Source organism: Streptomyces sp. JH34, from assembly GCF_029428875.1.
In the GTDB taxonomy this organism is placed as follows: Bacteria; Actinomycetota; Actinomycetes; order Streptomycetales; family Streptomycetaceae; genus Streptomyces.
Window position 1 is genome coordinate 1,777,784 of record NZ_JAJSOO010000001.1, and the last position, 14,856, is coordinate 1,792,639.

11 protein-coding genes are annotated in these 14,856 nt (G+C 69.9%); 3 read left to right on the forward strand and 8 right to left on the reverse strand.

Going from position 1 to position 14,856, the window contains the following annotated elements; genetic code table 11:
• Positions 1-83: 83 nt before the first annotated feature.
• Positions 84-2,210 (reverse strand): DNA gyrase/topoisomerase IV subunit B, encoded by a 2,127-nt coding sequence (locus tag LWJ43_RS07670; RefSeq protein ID WP_277331547.1) that lies wholly within the window; start codon positions 2,208-2,210, stop codon positions 84-86.
• Between the two features lie 432 nt (positions 2,211-2,642).
• Between LWJ43_RS07670 and LWJ43_RS07675 the strand changes: the two genes are divergently transcribed.
• Positions 2,643-2,876, forward strand: coding sequence for a DUF7455 domain-containing protein (locus LWJ43_RS07675; RefSeq protein WP_014153643.1), 234 nt, complete (start codon positions 2,643-2,645; stop codon positions 2,874-2,876).
• 114 nt (positions 2,877-2,990) lie between these two features.
• On the opposite strand, the gene LWJ43_RS07680 is transcribed toward LWJ43_RS07675, so the two are convergent.
• The 6 genes from LWJ43_RS07680 to LWJ43_RS07705 all read right to left on the reverse strand — a co-directional run bounded on the left by LWJ43_RS07680 (position 2,991) and on the right by LWJ43_RS07705 (position 11,012).
• Positions 2,991-3,821 carry a S1 family peptidase gene (locus LWJ43_RS07680; protein WP_277331548.1) on the reverse strand — a complete coding sequence of 277 codons (831 nt, stop codon included), beginning with the start codon at positions 3,819-3,821 and terminating at the stop codon, positions 2,991-2,993.
• A 134-nt stretch (positions 3,822-3,955) separates the two neighbouring features.
• On the reverse strand, positions 3,956-5,497 hold the full coding sequence (locus tag LWJ43_RS07685; protein WP_277331549.1) for an RNA polymerase sigma factor: 1,542 nt from the start codon (positions 5,495-5,497) through the stop codon (positions 3,956-3,958).
• A 323-nt stretch (positions 5,498-5,820) separates the two neighbouring features.
• Positions 5,821-6,687, reverse strand: a complete 867-nt coding sequence (locus LWJ43_RS07690) for a FadR/GntR family transcriptional regulator (RefSeq protein WP_277335832.1) — start codon at positions 6,685-6,687, stop codon at positions 5,821-5,823.
• 181 nt (positions 6,688-6,868) lie between these two features.
• Complete coding sequence (locus tag LWJ43_RS07695) at positions 6,869-8,638, reverse strand: ABC transporter ATP-binding protein (protein ID WP_277331550.1); 1,770 nt, start codon at positions 8,636-8,638, stop codon at positions 6,869-6,871.
• A gap of 146 nt (positions 8,639-8,784) precedes the next feature.
• Positions 8,785-9,549 (reverse strand): NUDIX hydrolase, encoded by a 765-nt coding sequence (locus LWJ43_RS07700; RefSeq protein ID WP_277331551.1) that lies wholly within the window; start codon positions 9,547-9,549, stop codon positions 8,785-8,787.
• Between the two features lie 122 nt (positions 9,550-9,671).
• Entirely contained in the window at positions 9,672-11,012 is a 1,341-nt protein-coding gene (locus tag LWJ43_RS07705; protein WP_277331552.1) for a DUF4192 family protein, read from the reverse strand.
• A gap of 111 nt (positions 11,013-11,123) precedes the next feature.
• Here LWJ43_RS07705 and LWJ43_RS07710 point away from each other — a divergent pair, with 111 nt between their 5' ends.
• Both LWJ43_RS07710 and LWJ43_RS07715 read left to right on the forward strand, forming a co-directional pair.
• Positions 11,124-13,295 (forward strand): RecQ family ATP-dependent DNA helicase, encoded by a 2,172-nt coding sequence (locus tag LWJ43_RS07710; RefSeq protein ID WP_277331553.1) that lies wholly within the window; start codon positions 11,124-11,126, stop codon positions 13,293-13,295.
• A gap of 217 nt (positions 13,296-13,512) precedes the next feature.
• Positions 13,513-14,145, forward strand: coding sequence for a hypothetical protein (locus tag LWJ43_RS07715; protein WP_277331554.1), 633 nt, complete (start codon positions 13,513-13,515; stop codon positions 14,143-14,145).
• 57 nt (positions 14,146-14,202) lie between these two features.
• Here the strand turns inward: LWJ43_RS07715 and LWJ43_RS07720 are convergent, their stop codons facing one another.
• Positions 14,203-14,841: a hypothetical protein gene (locus LWJ43_RS07720; RefSeq protein ID WP_277331555.1), complete on the reverse strand. Its 639-nt coding sequence runs from the start codon at positions 14,839-14,841 to the stop codon at positions 14,203-14,205.
• Between the last annotated feature and the right edge of the window lie 15 nt (positions 14,842-14,856).

A 14,856-nucleotide genomic window follows, 5' to 3' on the forward strand; every position in this document is an offset into this window, starting at 1 on the left:
CGCCACGGAAGCGCGGCGGTCATGGGACCGGCCGCCGGGCCGACCGCGGGTGGAGAAGACCTCGCCACCCACGGGTGGAGCCGTCAGACGTCGATGCGCGAACGGTCCAGGGTGGCCGCGGAGCTGGTGATGAACTCCTTCCGAGGGGCGACCTCGTTGCCCATGAGCAGATCGAAGATCTGCTCCGAGGACTCCAGGTCGCCGATGTTGATGCGGCGGAGCGTCCGGTGGCGCGGGTCCATCGTGGTCTCCGCCAGCTGGTCCGCGTCCATCTCGCCCAGGCCCTTGTACCGCTGGATCGAGTCCTTGAACCGGACGTTCTTCCGCTGCAGCTCCAGGAGGGTCTGCCGGAGTTCGTTGTCGGAGTAGGTGTAGACGTACTTGTCCTGGCCCTTCTTGGGCTGGACGAGCTCGATCCGGTGCAGCGGGGGCACGGCCGCGAAGACCCTCCCCGCCTCGACCATCGGCCGCATGTAGCGCTGGAAGAGCGTGAGCAGCAGCGTACGGATGTGAGAACCGTCGACATCGGCATCCGTCATCATGATGACCTTGCCGTAGCGCGCCGCGTCGATGTCGAAGGTGCGCCCGGAGCCTGCTCCTATGACCTGGATGATGGCCCCGCACTCGGCGTTCTTGAGCATGTCCGAGACGGACGACTTCTGGACGTTGAGGATCTTGCCCCGGATCGGGAGCAGCGCCTGGAACTCACTGTTACGGGCCAGCTTCGCGGTGCCGAGGGCCGAGTCCCCCTCCACGATGAAGAGCTCGCTGCGCTCCACGTCGTCGCTCCGGCAGTCCGCGAGCTTCGCGGGCAGCGAGGAGGATTCGAGTGCGGTCTTGCGGCGTTGCGCGTCCTTGTGCTGGCGGGCGGCGATGCGGGTGCGGGCCGCGGCCACCGCCTTGTCCAGCACCGCCCTCGCCTGAGCCTTGGCATCGCGCTTCGTGGACGTCAGGAACGCCTTGAGCTCCTTGGCGACCACGTTGGCCACGATCCGGTTGGCCGCGGACGTGCCGAGCACCTCCTTGGTCTGCCCCTCGAACTGCGGCTCCGCGAGACGCACGGTCACGACCGCAGTCAGGCCCTCCAGCGCATCGTCCTTGACGATGTCGTCCTCGGCGACGCGCAGCAGCTTGGCGGAGCGCAGGACCTCGTTGACCGTCTTCGTGAGGGACCGCTCGAATCCGGTGACGTGGGTGCCGCCCTTCGGGGTGGCGATGATGTTGACGAAGGACTTGAGGTTGGTGTCGTAGCCGGTGCCCCAGCGCAGGGCGATGTCGACACCCAGCTCACGGGTGACCTCGGTCGCCGTCATGTGACCGCGGTCGTCCAGGACCGGCACGGTCTCCTTGAACGTTCCCGTGCCACTCAGGCGCTGAACGTCACAGACCGCCTTGTCCTGGGCCAGGTACTCGCAGAACTCGCTGATCCCGCCGTCGAAGCGGAAGGTCTCCTCCGTCTTTCCCTCGCCGTCGATGCCCCGCTCGTCGCGTACGACGATGGTGAGGCCGGGCACGAGGAACGCGGTCTGGCGAGCCCGCTGGTACAGCGTCTCCAGGTTGAGCTTCGCGTCCTTGAGGAAGATCTGGCGGTCCGCCCAGTACCTCACCCGGGTACCCGTCCGGGTCTTCGGGACGCGCTTGCCCTTGCGGAGGCCGTTGGCGGGGTCGAAGGGGCCGTCCGGTCCCTGCTCGGTGAACATGCCCGGGACACCGCGCCGGAAGCTGATGGCGTGGGTCGCGCTGTTGCGGTCGACCTCGACGTCCAGCCGGGCGGAGAGGGCGTTCACGACGGAGGCGCCGACGCCGTGCAGGCCGCCCGACGCCGCGTAGGAGCCTCCGCCGAACTTTCCGCCGGCGTGCAGCTTGGTCATGACGACCTCGATGCCGGAGAGCCCGGTCTTGGGCTCGACGTCCACGGGGATGCCGCGGCCGTTGTCGCGGACCTCGACGGAGGCGTCGTCGTGGAGGATGACCTCGATGTTGTCGCAGTAACCCCCGAGAGCCTCGTCGACGGAGTTGTCGATGATCTCCCAGAGGCAGTGCATGAGTCCACGGCTGTCCGTCGACCCGATGTACATCCCGGGGCGCTTGCGGACGGCTTCGAGCCCTTCGAGGACGAGAAGGTGCCGCGCGGTGTAGTTGGAGCTGTCCCTGTCTGCGCCGCCTGCTCCGGTCAGCAGCGCAGTGGACGGCACGGAATCGGCGGTCACGCGGTTCGCTCCTCGCTGAATTTCATTTGGGGCCCTGTGGGTCAGGGGCTCGGCCTCGGTAGCCGCTGAGAGCCTACCGAGGCCTGGTAGAGCGGTTGTAACGCCACCCAGGGGGAATCCTCATGCTAGTGCAGCCTCGCATACGCGTTCGATCATTCGTTGGAGTGACGTGCACATCACGTTCCCTTCGAGGCATGAACCATTTAGGCTCCGGGCACGTCCTCATGAACAACCGGCAACCCAGCCGGCGGACCGGCCCACACAAGCAACGCGAAACCGTAGCGCTACGCAATACGGCACATTCGCCGCCAACCGGCAACAGACAGCCATCTCGAGAAGAAGTTTCGAAGAAATGCCACGAGCGGGAACGTTTTCGGCCTGGTTGGATGTTGACCCTGGTACGACAGCTCGTCGAGCTAGAGAAGAGGCGACGTGACTACTGTTCTGACCCCCGCGAGCCCGCTGACCGCAGCAGACCGCTGTGACCGTTGCGGCGCCCAGGCCTATCTGCGCGTCGTCCTGATCAGCGGCGGTGAACTGCTCTTCTGCGCCCACCACGGACGCAAGTTCGAGCCGGAACTCAAGAAGATCGCCGCGGAAATACAGGATGAGACGGACCGGCTCACCGCCGTACAGGCAAGTGCCGCCGACGAGGAACAACACTGACACCTCGCATCCACGACGAGCTTTGGGCACGGTCCAGGACCGGCCGACGGGCGGCCTCCCTCCGGGGAAAGCCGCCCGTTCTCGTACTGTGACCCGATGGTGCGGTCCCAGTGATCAGCTTCGGTCAGCCATCCACCGGATGGCCGCGGAGACGCGCGTATACACCCCGGGGCTGTCCGGGCTGCCGCAGCCGCTGCCCCAGGAAACAAGCCCGACAAGGCGCCCACGGGCCACCAGCGGGCCTCCGCTGTCCCCCTGGCACGCATCCCGCCCTCCCGCGGTGTCACCGGCGCAGAGCATCGATGAGGCGTCGTACGCACCCTGCGTGCCTCCGGGGTACGCCCGGACGCAGTCGCCGTCCGGCAGCACCCGGACCGTGGCGGCCCGCAGCCGGGGCGCGTAGGCCCCGTATCCGGTCGTGTCCCCCCAGCCGTACACCTTCGCCGAGGTGCCCGGCTCGTAGGCGGCGCTCCCGGCTCGTGCCATCGGGATGGCGCTGCCCTCGGGCAGAGCACCGGCCAGAGTGAGGACCGCGAGGTCGCCGGAATTCGAGCCGGGGTCGTAACCAGGGTTGACCCACGTCGAACGCACGGGGACCTCCTGACCGCCGGGTCCGTCCAGCTCGTCGCGTCCGGCGATGATGCGGAGATCTCCGACCTCGGACACGGCGGCTCCCAGGACGTCCTCCCGCAGGCAGTGCGCGGCCGTCAGCACCTTGGTGGGTGCGATCACGACTCCCCCGCAGAACTGGCCGGCGCGCATTCCTCCGAACCGGTCACGGCTCGACAGCGCCACGGCCCACGGACTGTCCGCGACGGCCACCGGCTTCCCACCGACGATGATGCTGTCCGCCGCCGCGGGGGCCGGGGGGCCGAGCGGTATCACCGCCGCGGCGACCGCCAGGGTGCAGACGGCCGGGAGGGTGCGAACCGGAATGCGGGGCATGGAGACTCCTTACGCCGAGATGAACAGTGCCCACTCAGCGTCATCCGCCCCTGCCCCCGCCGCATGCGGACATGGGTAGGGGCCCGGAACCATGTCAGGTTCCGGGCCCCGGCCCATGTCCGCTTGCGGACGATCTAGTCGAGGTAGTCGCGCAGCACCTGCGAACGCGACGGGTGGCGCAGCTTCGACATCGTCTTGGATTCGATCTGACGGATGCGCTCACGCGTCACCCCGTAGACCTTGCCGATCTCGTCCAGGGTCTTCGGCTGACCGTCGGTGAGACCGAAGCGCATCGACACCACGCCGGCCTCACGCTCGGAAAGCGTGTCGAGCACGGAGTGCAGCTGCTCCTGGAGGAGCGTGAAACTCACCGCGTCGGCGGGCACGACGGCCTCGGAGTCCTCGATCAGGTCTCCGAACTCGCTGTCACCGTCCTCACCCAGCGGGGTGTGCAGGGAGATCGGCTCGCGGCCGTACTTCTGGACCTCGATGACCTTCTCAGGGGTCATGTCGAGCTCCTTCGCCAGCTCCTCCGGAGTGGGCTCGCGGCCCAGGTCCTGGAGCATCTGGCGCTGCACCCGGGCGAGCTTGTTGATGACCTCGACCATGTGCACCGGAATACGGATGGTGCGGGCCTGGTCGGCCATGGCGCGGGTGATCGCCTGGCGGATCCACCACGTGGCGTACGTGGAGAACTTGTAGCCCTTGGTGTAGTCGAACTTCTCGACCGCACGGATCAGGCCGAGGTTCCCTTCCTGGATGAGGTCCAGGAAGAGCATGCCGCGACCGGTGTAACGCTTGGCCAGCGACACCACGAGACGGAGGTTGGCCTCCAGCAGGTGGTTCTTGGCGCGGCGGCCGTCCTCGGCGATGATCTCCAGCTCGCGCTTGAGCTTCGGTGCGAGCTTGTCGGAGTTCGCCAGCTTGTCCTCGGCGAAGAGTCCGGCCTCGATGCGCTTGGCGAGCTCCACCTCCTGCTCGGCGTTGAGGAGGGGGACCTTGCCGATCTGCTTCAGGTAGTCCTTGACCGGGTCGGCCGTGGCGCCGGCGACGGCGACCTGCTGCGCGGGTGCGTCGTCCTCGTCGTCGTCGGAGAGGACGAAGCCCTTGTTCTCGCCCTCGCCCTCCTCTTCCTCACCCTTGCCGGTCTTTACTTCCTCGACCGGCTCGTCGCCGTCGAGCAGTTCGTCGTCCTGCTTGCCGGCCTTCTTCGCCGCGGTCTTCTTGACCGCGGTCTTCTTCGCGGCGGTCTTCTTGGCAACCGTCTTCTTGGCTGCGGTCTTCTTCGCAGGAGCGGCAGCGTCGTCGGCCGCCACGTCCGCGCTCGGGGCCGTCGAGGCGGCAGACGCCGCGACGGTCCGCGTCACGGTGGTCTTGGCGGCGACGGTCTTGGTGGCGGTGCGCTTGACCGGGCTCTTCGCTGCGACGCTCTTGCGGGCGCGCTTAGGCGACTCCGCGGCACTGACCATCAGCGTCACACCCTCTTCCTCGAGGATCTGGTTGAGGCTGCGCAGAACATTCTTCCACTGGGTTGGCGGAATCTGGTCAGCCTCGAAGGCCCGACGCACGTCATCGCCGGCGATCTGCCCATCAGCCTTTCCCCGCTCGATGAGCGCCATCACAGACTCGGACTCGGCGATCTCCGGCGGGAGCGTACGGGATGTGCTGGCCGACACGAACAACCTCTCGGAACGATGGAAACGGCTTCCGGCCCGGCCCTGGAGAGGGCTGGAACCGACGACCGTCGGCTGGGGATGTCGCCGACGTCGCGGGCTTGGCCTCAGAACTGCACAGCGCACTACGTGGCTGCTGTATTCCTTCCGCGGCGGTCACCTCTTAGGTCATCGCACTGTTTCGAGGAGTGTTACGCCCAATTCGCGTGGCCCCAGTCACACCTCATTCGCGACAAACAGAACCAGAGATCACATTTCCGTGTAATCATGCCGCCGAGCCGCTCGGGCCCGGCGGCACACGGTGCGCATACCCGGTCGTGCGGCGCTCAGTGCTCGCGGGGCGCGGGAACCACCCCTGCGTCGGTGGGGCCGACCAGCAGCTGCCGCATGGCGGCCTCGGCACCGGCGGAATCACCTGACGCGAGAGTCTCGACGATCCGCGCGTGGTGGCCGAGGGACGCCTCGGCGGGGCGGTCACAGCCGGTCACGGGCCCACCGGAGACATGCAGGGCCGCCGACACGATCCCGGAAAGGTGCTCGAGCATGCGGTTTCCCGCCGCCTGGATCAGCAGGGCGTGGAACTCCGCATCGGCCCGGGAGAACGTGATGGCGTCCCCCTGCCCCATGGCGTGCCCCATGATCTCGATCATGTCGCCGAGGCGCTGCTGAATGTCCTCACGTCCATGGCCTGCGGCCAGCCGGGCAGCGAGCGGCTCAATGGTCCAGCGGAGGTCGTCCAGCTCGCGGCGCTGGTCATCACGCTGCGGGCCGAAGGCGCGCCATTCGATGATGTCGGGGTCCAGCAGATTCCAGTCACTCACGGGCCGGACCCTCGTGCCCACGTTGGGCCGGGCGCTGACCAGGCCCTTGGCCTCGAGAACGCGCAGGGACTCCCTCACGACGGTGCGGGAGACCTCGAATCGCTGGCCGATCTCCTCCGGGACGAGCGGACGGTCGGCACCGAGATCACCGGAAACAATCATCTGACCCAACTGCTGGACCAGTTGGCCGTGAAGTCCACGGCCTCGACTGGCCGTGCCACGCCGGCTCGCCCGCCCCAGTTCGGATTCGGGGCCACCCCAGGGAGGACGGACGGCGGCACGCTCGCCGGCCGGCGACTCCGTATAGGGAAAGCGGTCGAGTTCGCCCGGGCCGGCGAGGCCGGAGTCGGCGGAGCGGGCGGCGGTCATCATGGTGTGCGCAAGGGTACTCACGCATCCTTTGTCGGCGCGGCTCACCCACCCCTTGAGGTCTTTGCTGAAAAGCACACGAAAGGGTGATCGGCACTCACCCCGCAATTGACGGGTTACCGGTAGAAATCATATGTTTTCAGGGCACTTGTCCGTTGCGTGACATCAAGCGCTGTCGACGTGGTCACCAACGGGCCCTCCCGCGAAGGCTCGTGAACACATACGCGCAGATCAAGGCGGACAACGACAAGGAAAGCGCCAACCCCACGGGTTGGGCGACAACCCGTACAGCGATCAAGGCCCATCGGTCCGCCTCGTACGGCCACTGCAGCCAGCCGAGTTCACGCAACCGGCCCGGCAGCCCGCCGACCGAACGGGCGGACGGCCCCTCCAGGAGCTTCCGCATCAGCGGTACGACGAGTACCGGAACCGCGAGCACGGCCGCTACACCGGCGACCGCCAGCCGGAACACACCGGCCCCCAGCAGCCCGGCCCACGCGCACCCGACCGCCAGTCCAGCCCAACTGAAGGCCAGCTGCACGGCGTTCTCCGGCACCGTCACCAAGTCCCCGCCGTAGGCGAGGCGCAGGGCCTGAGCGTCCGCCAGCACGGCGAGCAGGGCGACCAGCAGTGCGACACCCGCCGAGACCACCAGCTTGGCGATCAACAGGCCGATACGACGCGGCACCGTCCCCCGCCCTGCGGCAAGCGCCGGATAGCGGAACTCGTCACCGAAGGAGAGAGCGCCCAGCAGTCCGGCGGCGAACGCTGCGGGCGGAAGCGGCAACAGGTCGGGCCAGGCGACCAGCAAATCGGGCAGGGGCACCTTCCCGGAGCGGGCCAGGAGCACGGACAGACCGGCGGAGACGATCAGAACGGCCGCCATGATCAGCGCGGTCGTCCTGACACCGAAGAGGCGCCGCAGTTCGTACCGCAGAGGTCGGAGCGGACCCCGTGCGGGACGCACGGGGATGGGCGGGGGCAGGTGCGAGAGCGCCACGGTCGACGCGGGACCGGGGAGCGCGGCCCGCACCGGTCCACCACCCGGACCCTCCGCACCGCCTCCCGCACGAGCCACGGGGCCGGCGTCCCCGGTCTCGTCCGCGAGTTGGTGCACCGGGACACCGTGCCGGTAGGCCGTGTCCCCGACCTCCGCGCAGCTGCTGCCGTACACCGACAGCCGATTGCCCCCCTCCGCCACCACCTCGACCGAGCGCCGGGCGGCCCGGGCCTCACGGCCCATCACGGAGGCCAGCCGGGCCGCATGGGGGGTGCGCACGGCGACCCGGGGCCGCAGGCGGGTACGGGAGAAGTCGGCGACGTCCTGGTCCGCGACGAGGCGCCCCTCGTCGATGGTGACCACACGGTCGGCCGCGCGGGCCGCCTCCTTGGGATCCCCGGTCGTGTGCAGGACCGTTCCGCCCTCGGCCGCGTGCGCGCGGAGCAGGCCGTGGAGCCAGCTCTTCTCCCGTGGCGAGAGCCCGTCGGCCGGCTCGTCGAGGATGAGCGTGTGCGGGTCGCCGAGCAGCGCCGAGGCTAGACCCAGCCGCCGGTCCATGCCCGCCGAGAGGGTACCGATGCGCTGGTCCCCCAGCCCCGCGAGGCCGACGACCTCGAGCAGTTCGTCGGCTCGTGAAGCGGGGACCCCTGCTGCCGCGCAGAGCATGCGGAGTTGGCCGCGCGCGGTGCGTGCGGGATGACCAGGCACGTCCCCGAAGAGCACCCCGACCTCGCGGGCAGGGTGACCGATGCGGTGCAGCGGGCGGCCCCTGAAGTAGGTGACCCCCCTCCCCGCTTCGAGTTCAAGCATCAGGCGGAGGGCCGTGGTCTTGCCGGAGCCAGGAGCGCCGAGCAGCGCCGTGACACTGCCGGGCCGCGCTTCGAAGGTCAGGTCGTCCACGACGGGAGGGCCGTCGCGGCGAGGGGCGCTGGTGAGTCCGATGGCCTGGAGCATCGCTTCTCTCGAGGAGGGTGTGACCGCCCGGCGGCAGGGCGGGGTACCTCAGCAAGATAACGCGACATTTCAGACTTTTGGTGCACCGATGCTTCTGTGGGCGTTCCGCCGACTCGCTCGGTGTGAGCCTCCGACACCGAGCCCGGTCAGACTTCGGGCCTCAGCATCGGAGGGTTGAGTACGGTCGCCGCCCCAGCCCTGAAGAGTTGTGCGGGGCGTCCCCCCTGACGGGTGGTCGTCCCCCCGGACGGAACCAGGAAGCCGGGGGTGCCCGTGACCTTGCGGTGGAAATTGCGGGGGTCCAGAACCACGCCCCACACCGCCTCGTACACCCGCCGCAGCTCGCCGACGGTGAACTCCGGCGGGCAGAACGCCGTGGCCAGCGAGGAGTATTCGATCTTCGAGCGGGCGCGTTCCACCCCGTCCTCGAGGATCCTCGCGTGATCGAAGGCCAGTTGCGCGGCCGGCTCGTCCTCGCGGCCGAAACCGCCCCCCGGCCCGAGCAGGTCCGCGACCGAGGCCCAGCGGGCGCTGTTCGCATCACCGCCGGCCCGCGGGGCGGGCAGATCGGGTGCCAGAGCGAGATGCGCGACGCTGACGACTCTCATGCGGGGGTCACGCCCCGGGTCGCCGTACGTGGCCAGCTGTTCCAGGTGGGCGCCGTTCCCGACGGCCGGGGCGGCCGGGTCATGTGCGCAGAGCCCGGTCTCCTCGACGAGTTCACGCGCCGCGGCCGCACCCAGATCCTCATCGGTCCGGACGAATCCGCCCGGTAGCGCCCACCGTCCCTGGAACGGCGATTCGCCACGGCGTACCACCAGCGCACAGAGCGCGTGACGTCGCACCGTGAGGACGACCAGGTCGACGGTGACGGCGAAGGGCGGGAAGGTCGACGGGTCGTAGGGCGGCATGCCGAAATCATAGTCGTCTGCCTGACGATAAACACTCCCTTCGCGACACCCGTTCCGGCGTTCCTCCTCCGGCCCCGACAAGACCGGCACGGGACTTCGCCCACCTTGCGGAAGGCGGTCGCTCAATCGCGGCTCCTGGCTCCGCGCTGCCCCAGCGGTCGCGTGTCCCCGGCCCGGCCCGCGACCGGCGCCGGACGGGAGGCGCCACCTGGTGCCCGCCGGTGCGCTGTGCCGCCCCTCCGCTTCCCGGCCGGTGCGCGCCCCGGCCGCGGCTTGTTCCGACGCTCCGCCCGCCCTCCGCCCCGCTGCCCGGCGGCGGTGTCGCCCCCGGTCCCGTCGCGCAGCACACGCTCCCCGCGGAGACAGCGACGCAGGGTTTCCGGGTCCAGGCCCTGATTGCACGCCTGGTGCAACAGCTGAGCGAACGTGTAGTCGGGGTCGGCCCGCAGAGCGAGCCCCAGCGCCACCCTGGCAGCCGCCTCGTCGCCGCTGGACCAGGAGACCCAGCCGGCCAGTGTGAGCGGAGCGGCGGCGTGTTCCACGTACGGGCCGACGCACCGACGGGCGAGGGCTCGCCACAGCCGCAGCGCCGTCTCGGCCTCGCGGCCCTCCATCCACTCGGCGGCCCGGTCCCTCGTCTCACGGTCCTGCAGCCCGAGGATCACGGCCGCCGCCTCACCATGGGCGATCAGACCGTCGTCGCTGCTGTCCGCCTCGACGGGTACCGCCGCCGGTGCGCTCCCGAGGCGTTCCATGAGCTCACGCGCGAGCCGCAAGGTCTCCCTCGCCACCTCTCCGCGGCCGTCCACGTCGAGGATGCGGGAGACCAGCACGGCGCCCGCCGAGTCCAGAGCCAGCTCCTGTTCCTGTGCCGCCACGGATTCCCACGGCGTGAGCCGCGCCTCCATGTCCCTCAGTGATCCGCGCACCTGGACCCCGGCGTACGCGGCGGCGGCCGCCATCACCGTGGTGCCGGGGAGCGCCAGCGGGTTGCCCTCGGCCGGACAGCACCGGGCATCGGGACAGCAGTAGGACCAGTAGCGGCCGTCGGAGATGCACAGCGCCTCGAGCACGGGAACGTCGAGCGCCCCGCAGGCCGTGCGCAGGCGCTGCGCGAGCGGCCTCAGCCGCTCCATGGCCTGAGGAGCGCTCTCACCCTCGACCGGGTCCTGGCAGAGGAAGACGACGATCGCGTCGGGACGTGACTCACGCCGCTCGCTCCCCGCGATCAGGCTCTGCGCCAGCTGGTCGGCGACCGGCGCCCACTCCTCCGGATCCTTGGGGATGCCCAGCCTGAGCCTGCCCCCGAAGCGGCCCCGGCCTCCGTGCAGGGCCACCATGACCACGCTGTCGTTCGGGTGGAAGCCCATGAGATACGGCAGGGCGTCGGCAAGCTCTGCGGGGCCGCGCAGGGTGATCTGCTGCACGTCGGACGGTCCGGTGGTTGCATCGTGCTTGTTCATGGCACGACCGTCCCCCGGGCCGCCGATTCGCGCGACCCCTGTGGATAACTTTGTCCACAGGGGGTCGGCCACCGTTCGCGGTTTGTCGTAGGCATCGGGTTGCATGGGGGCATGACCAACGCAGACCGCGCAGAGCTCAGGGCCTCGGCCGACTCCGTACTCGCCCGACTGGTCGGGGACGCCACCGGCACCGCCCGGCTGCGCGAGGACCAGTGGCGGGCCATCGAGGCCCTCGTCGCCGACAGGCGCAGAGCCCTGGTCGTCCAGCGGACGGGATGGGGCAAGTCCGCGGTGTATTTCGTGGCCACGTCACTGCTGCGCGCGCAGGGGAGCGGGCCGACGGTGATCGTCTCGCCGCTGCTCGCCCTGATGCGCAACCAGGTGGCGGCGGCGGCCAGGGCCGGTATCAGCGCCCGCACGATCAACTCCTCCAACACGGAGGAATGGGACACGGTCCAGGCAGAGGTGGCGGCCGGCGAGGTGGATGTCCTCCTGGTCAGTCCGGAGCGACTCAACAACCCCGATTTCCGCGACCAGGTGCTGCCTCGTCTGGCCGCTGCGACGGGCCTGCTGGTGGTCGACGAGGCGCACTGCATCTCCGACTGGGGCCACGACTTCCGCCCGGACTACCGGAGACTTCGGACCATGCTCGCCGATCTTCCCGCGGGCGTCCCCGTGCTCGCCACGACGGCCACCGCCAACGCCCGTGTGACCGCGGACGTCGCGGAGCAGCTGGGCACCGGGGCGGGCACCGACGCCCTGGTGCTGCGGGGCCCTCTGGACCGGGAGAGCCTCAGCCTCGGGGTACTGCAACTGACCGACGCCGCGCACCGTCTCGCCTGGCTGGGTGACCATCTCGGGGAGTTGCCGGGCTCGGGCATCATCTACACGCTCACCGTCGCAGCCGCCGAGGAGATCACCGCCTATCTGCGCCAGTGCGGGCACCCGGTCGCCTCGTACACCGGCAGGACGGAGAACGCCGACCGGCAACAGGCCGAGGACGATCTCCTGGCCAACCGGGTCAAGGCCCTGGTGGCCACGTCCGCGCTCGGCATGGGCTTCGACAAGCCGGACCTCGGGTTCGTCGTGCACGTGGGATCGCCGTCCTCGCCCATCGCCTACTACCAGCAGGTCGGTCGCGCGGGCCGCGGCGTCGAGCATGCCGAGGTGCTGCTGCTCCCGGGCAAGGAGGACGAAGCCATCTGGCAGTACTTCGCCTCCGTCGCCTTCCCCCCGGAGGAGCAGGTCCGCCGGACTCTCGATGTCCTCGCCCAGGCCGGCCGTCCCTTGTCACTGCCCGCCATGGAACCGCTGGTCGACCTGCGGCGCACCCGCCTGGAGACGATGCTCAAGGTGCTGGACGTCGACGGTGCGGTGAAGCGGGTCAAGGGCGGCTGGATCTCCACGGGCGAGCCGTGGGTCTATGACTCGGAGCGCTACGCCTGGGTCGCGCGGCAGCGGGCCGCCGAACAGCAGTCCATGCGCGACTACGCGTCGGCGACCGGCTGCCGCATGGAGTTCCTCCGGCGCCAGCTGGACGACGACGAGGCCACCGCCTGCGGACGCTGTGACAACTGCGCGGGTGCGCGTTTCGACGACAAGGTCTCCACGGCCGCTCTCGACGGAGCGCGCGGTGAGCTGGGCAGGCCCGGGGTGGAGGTGGAGCCGCGCAAGATGTGGCCCACGGGACTCTCAGCGGTGGGTGTCGATCTCAAGGGCCGGATCCCGGCGGGCGAACTTGCCCGCCCGGGCCGGGCCCTGGGCAGGCTCTCGGACATCGGCTGGGGCAACAGGCTCCGTCCGCTGCTCGCGCCCCAGGCGCAGGACGCTCCCGTTCCCGACGACGTGTCGAGCGCGGTGGTCACGGTGATCGCGGACTGGGCGAAGGGCCCCGGCGGCTGGGCGTCCGGGGGGCCGGACGCGGCTCCCCGGCCGGTGGGTGTCGTCACGATCGCCTCGCGCCGGAGGCCGCAGTTGGTCCACTCACTCGGCAGCCGCATCGCCGAGGTCGGACGGATGCCTCTGCTGGGTACGGTCACCTACGCCCCGGGTGGCGAGGATCTGCGGATCTCGCAGACCAACAGCGCCCAGCGGGTGAAGACGCTGCACGAGAGCCTGGTCGTGGAGCCCGCACTCGCGGAGGCACTCACGGCGGCGGGAGGGCCCGTGCTGCTCGTCGACGACCTCTCGGACACCGGATGGACACTGGCCGTGGCGGCACGACTGCTCCGACGGGCGGGAGCGGAGGGGGTGTTTCCGCTGGTCCTCGCGGTTCAGGCCTGACACCTGGCTTTGCTCGTCACCGAAACGGGCAGGGATATCCGTGTCATTCCGTCAGATACCCGTCAGCCGAGCCAATTGCTCGTTGCCGCCTGCCGATACGACAGGAAGAATTGGAGTCGCTCCCCGCACGGTCTTCCAGCGGGCCCGGAAGGGCTGTGCCGCGGCGCGCCCTCACTCGACCCTGCCCGCATCGTGGGCGCGTAGCGAAGGGAGGACCGTGACCTTCGGATTCGCTCCGTCCGCAGCCACTTCACTGTCGGCGTCCGCGGGCTCCGTCAACCACCTCGCCCGATTGCTCGAACCGGCCGAGTGGGCCGCGGCGGGCATACCTCTGCTGCGCAGTCCGCGTGAGGTCGTCAGTGGGCTCCACGCACGACACCGGCCGACCCCGGCCACCGCGGTCGTCGCCGTGCTCGACCACGAGGAACGCCTCACAGCCAGCGCCTCGTTCGTCCGACGGTCCACCATGCCCCCGGACGGCTGGGAGTTCCGGAACGCCCTGCTGGCGCACTTGCGCCGGGTGATACCGCACGACCTGCGCCGCCGCACCCCGGTGCGCACCGCAGTCCTGCTCTACTGCCGTGAGGGCGACGAGCGCTGGACGGAGGAGGACGGTGCGTGGATGTGGGGGCTCAGAGACGCCTGCACACTGCACGGTCTTCGTTGCGGGGCCTACATCACTCTGACGCGCGGAGGTTGGCAGGTGCTCGGCGAGGGCCGGGGCGGTCGCAGACCGACGCTGCTGTCCAGTCCGTCGGCCCTGGCGGACACCTCCACCGACCATGACCTCGTTCCGCTGCGCACCGGCGGCGGGGCCGCAGAGGCACTGCGGCGGAGCGCCGCACGATGAAACAGGACGTGGGTCCCGGACGTCCTCACAGACGGCCGGGACCCACGGACGAACGGCTCAGACCGCCGCGCCCAGCACGGAGTTGATCTTCTGCGGGTCTCCGCACACGATCAGCAGCGCACCGGCTCGCTCCCGCAGACCGGACAGCGCGCGGGCAGCCGCTTCGTCGAGCTCTCCGTTGACGGCGACAACGACGACGGAACGGGAGGCGCAACGGTCGGCGTTCGCCGTGCGGGCGAAGAAGACGTCGTCACCCGCGTCGTGCTGGGCCCAGTACGCGGCCTCTCCGAAGGAGAGTTCGTGAGCGGCCCAGGGGTGCTGCTCACCGGTGGTGAGCACCAGGATGCCGCCGGGTGCCTGACCGGAGTCGAGCAGCAGGTCGACGGCTTCGTCGGCAGCGTCGACCGCGCCTTCCGCCGTCGCAGGGATCAGCTGGAGCTGTACTACGGAAGTCGCCTCAGTCCCCTTCCGTCCGGCAGGAGCCGGTACAGCCGGAGAGGCGGGGGTGTGGTGCGGGCGCTGCGCCGGGGGCGCGGGCCGCACGGGGCTGCGGCCCGGGGTTCCGGGACGCGGTGTGGCCGCGGAACGCGGGCCGGGGACGGGACGGGGGGTCGGCGCGGTGCGGCCGGCGGCCGGAGCTACGCGGGGACCCTGGGCGCTCTCGGGAATCTGAGGCTCCTCGGGGGTGAGAGGCATGAATGGTTGTCTGTC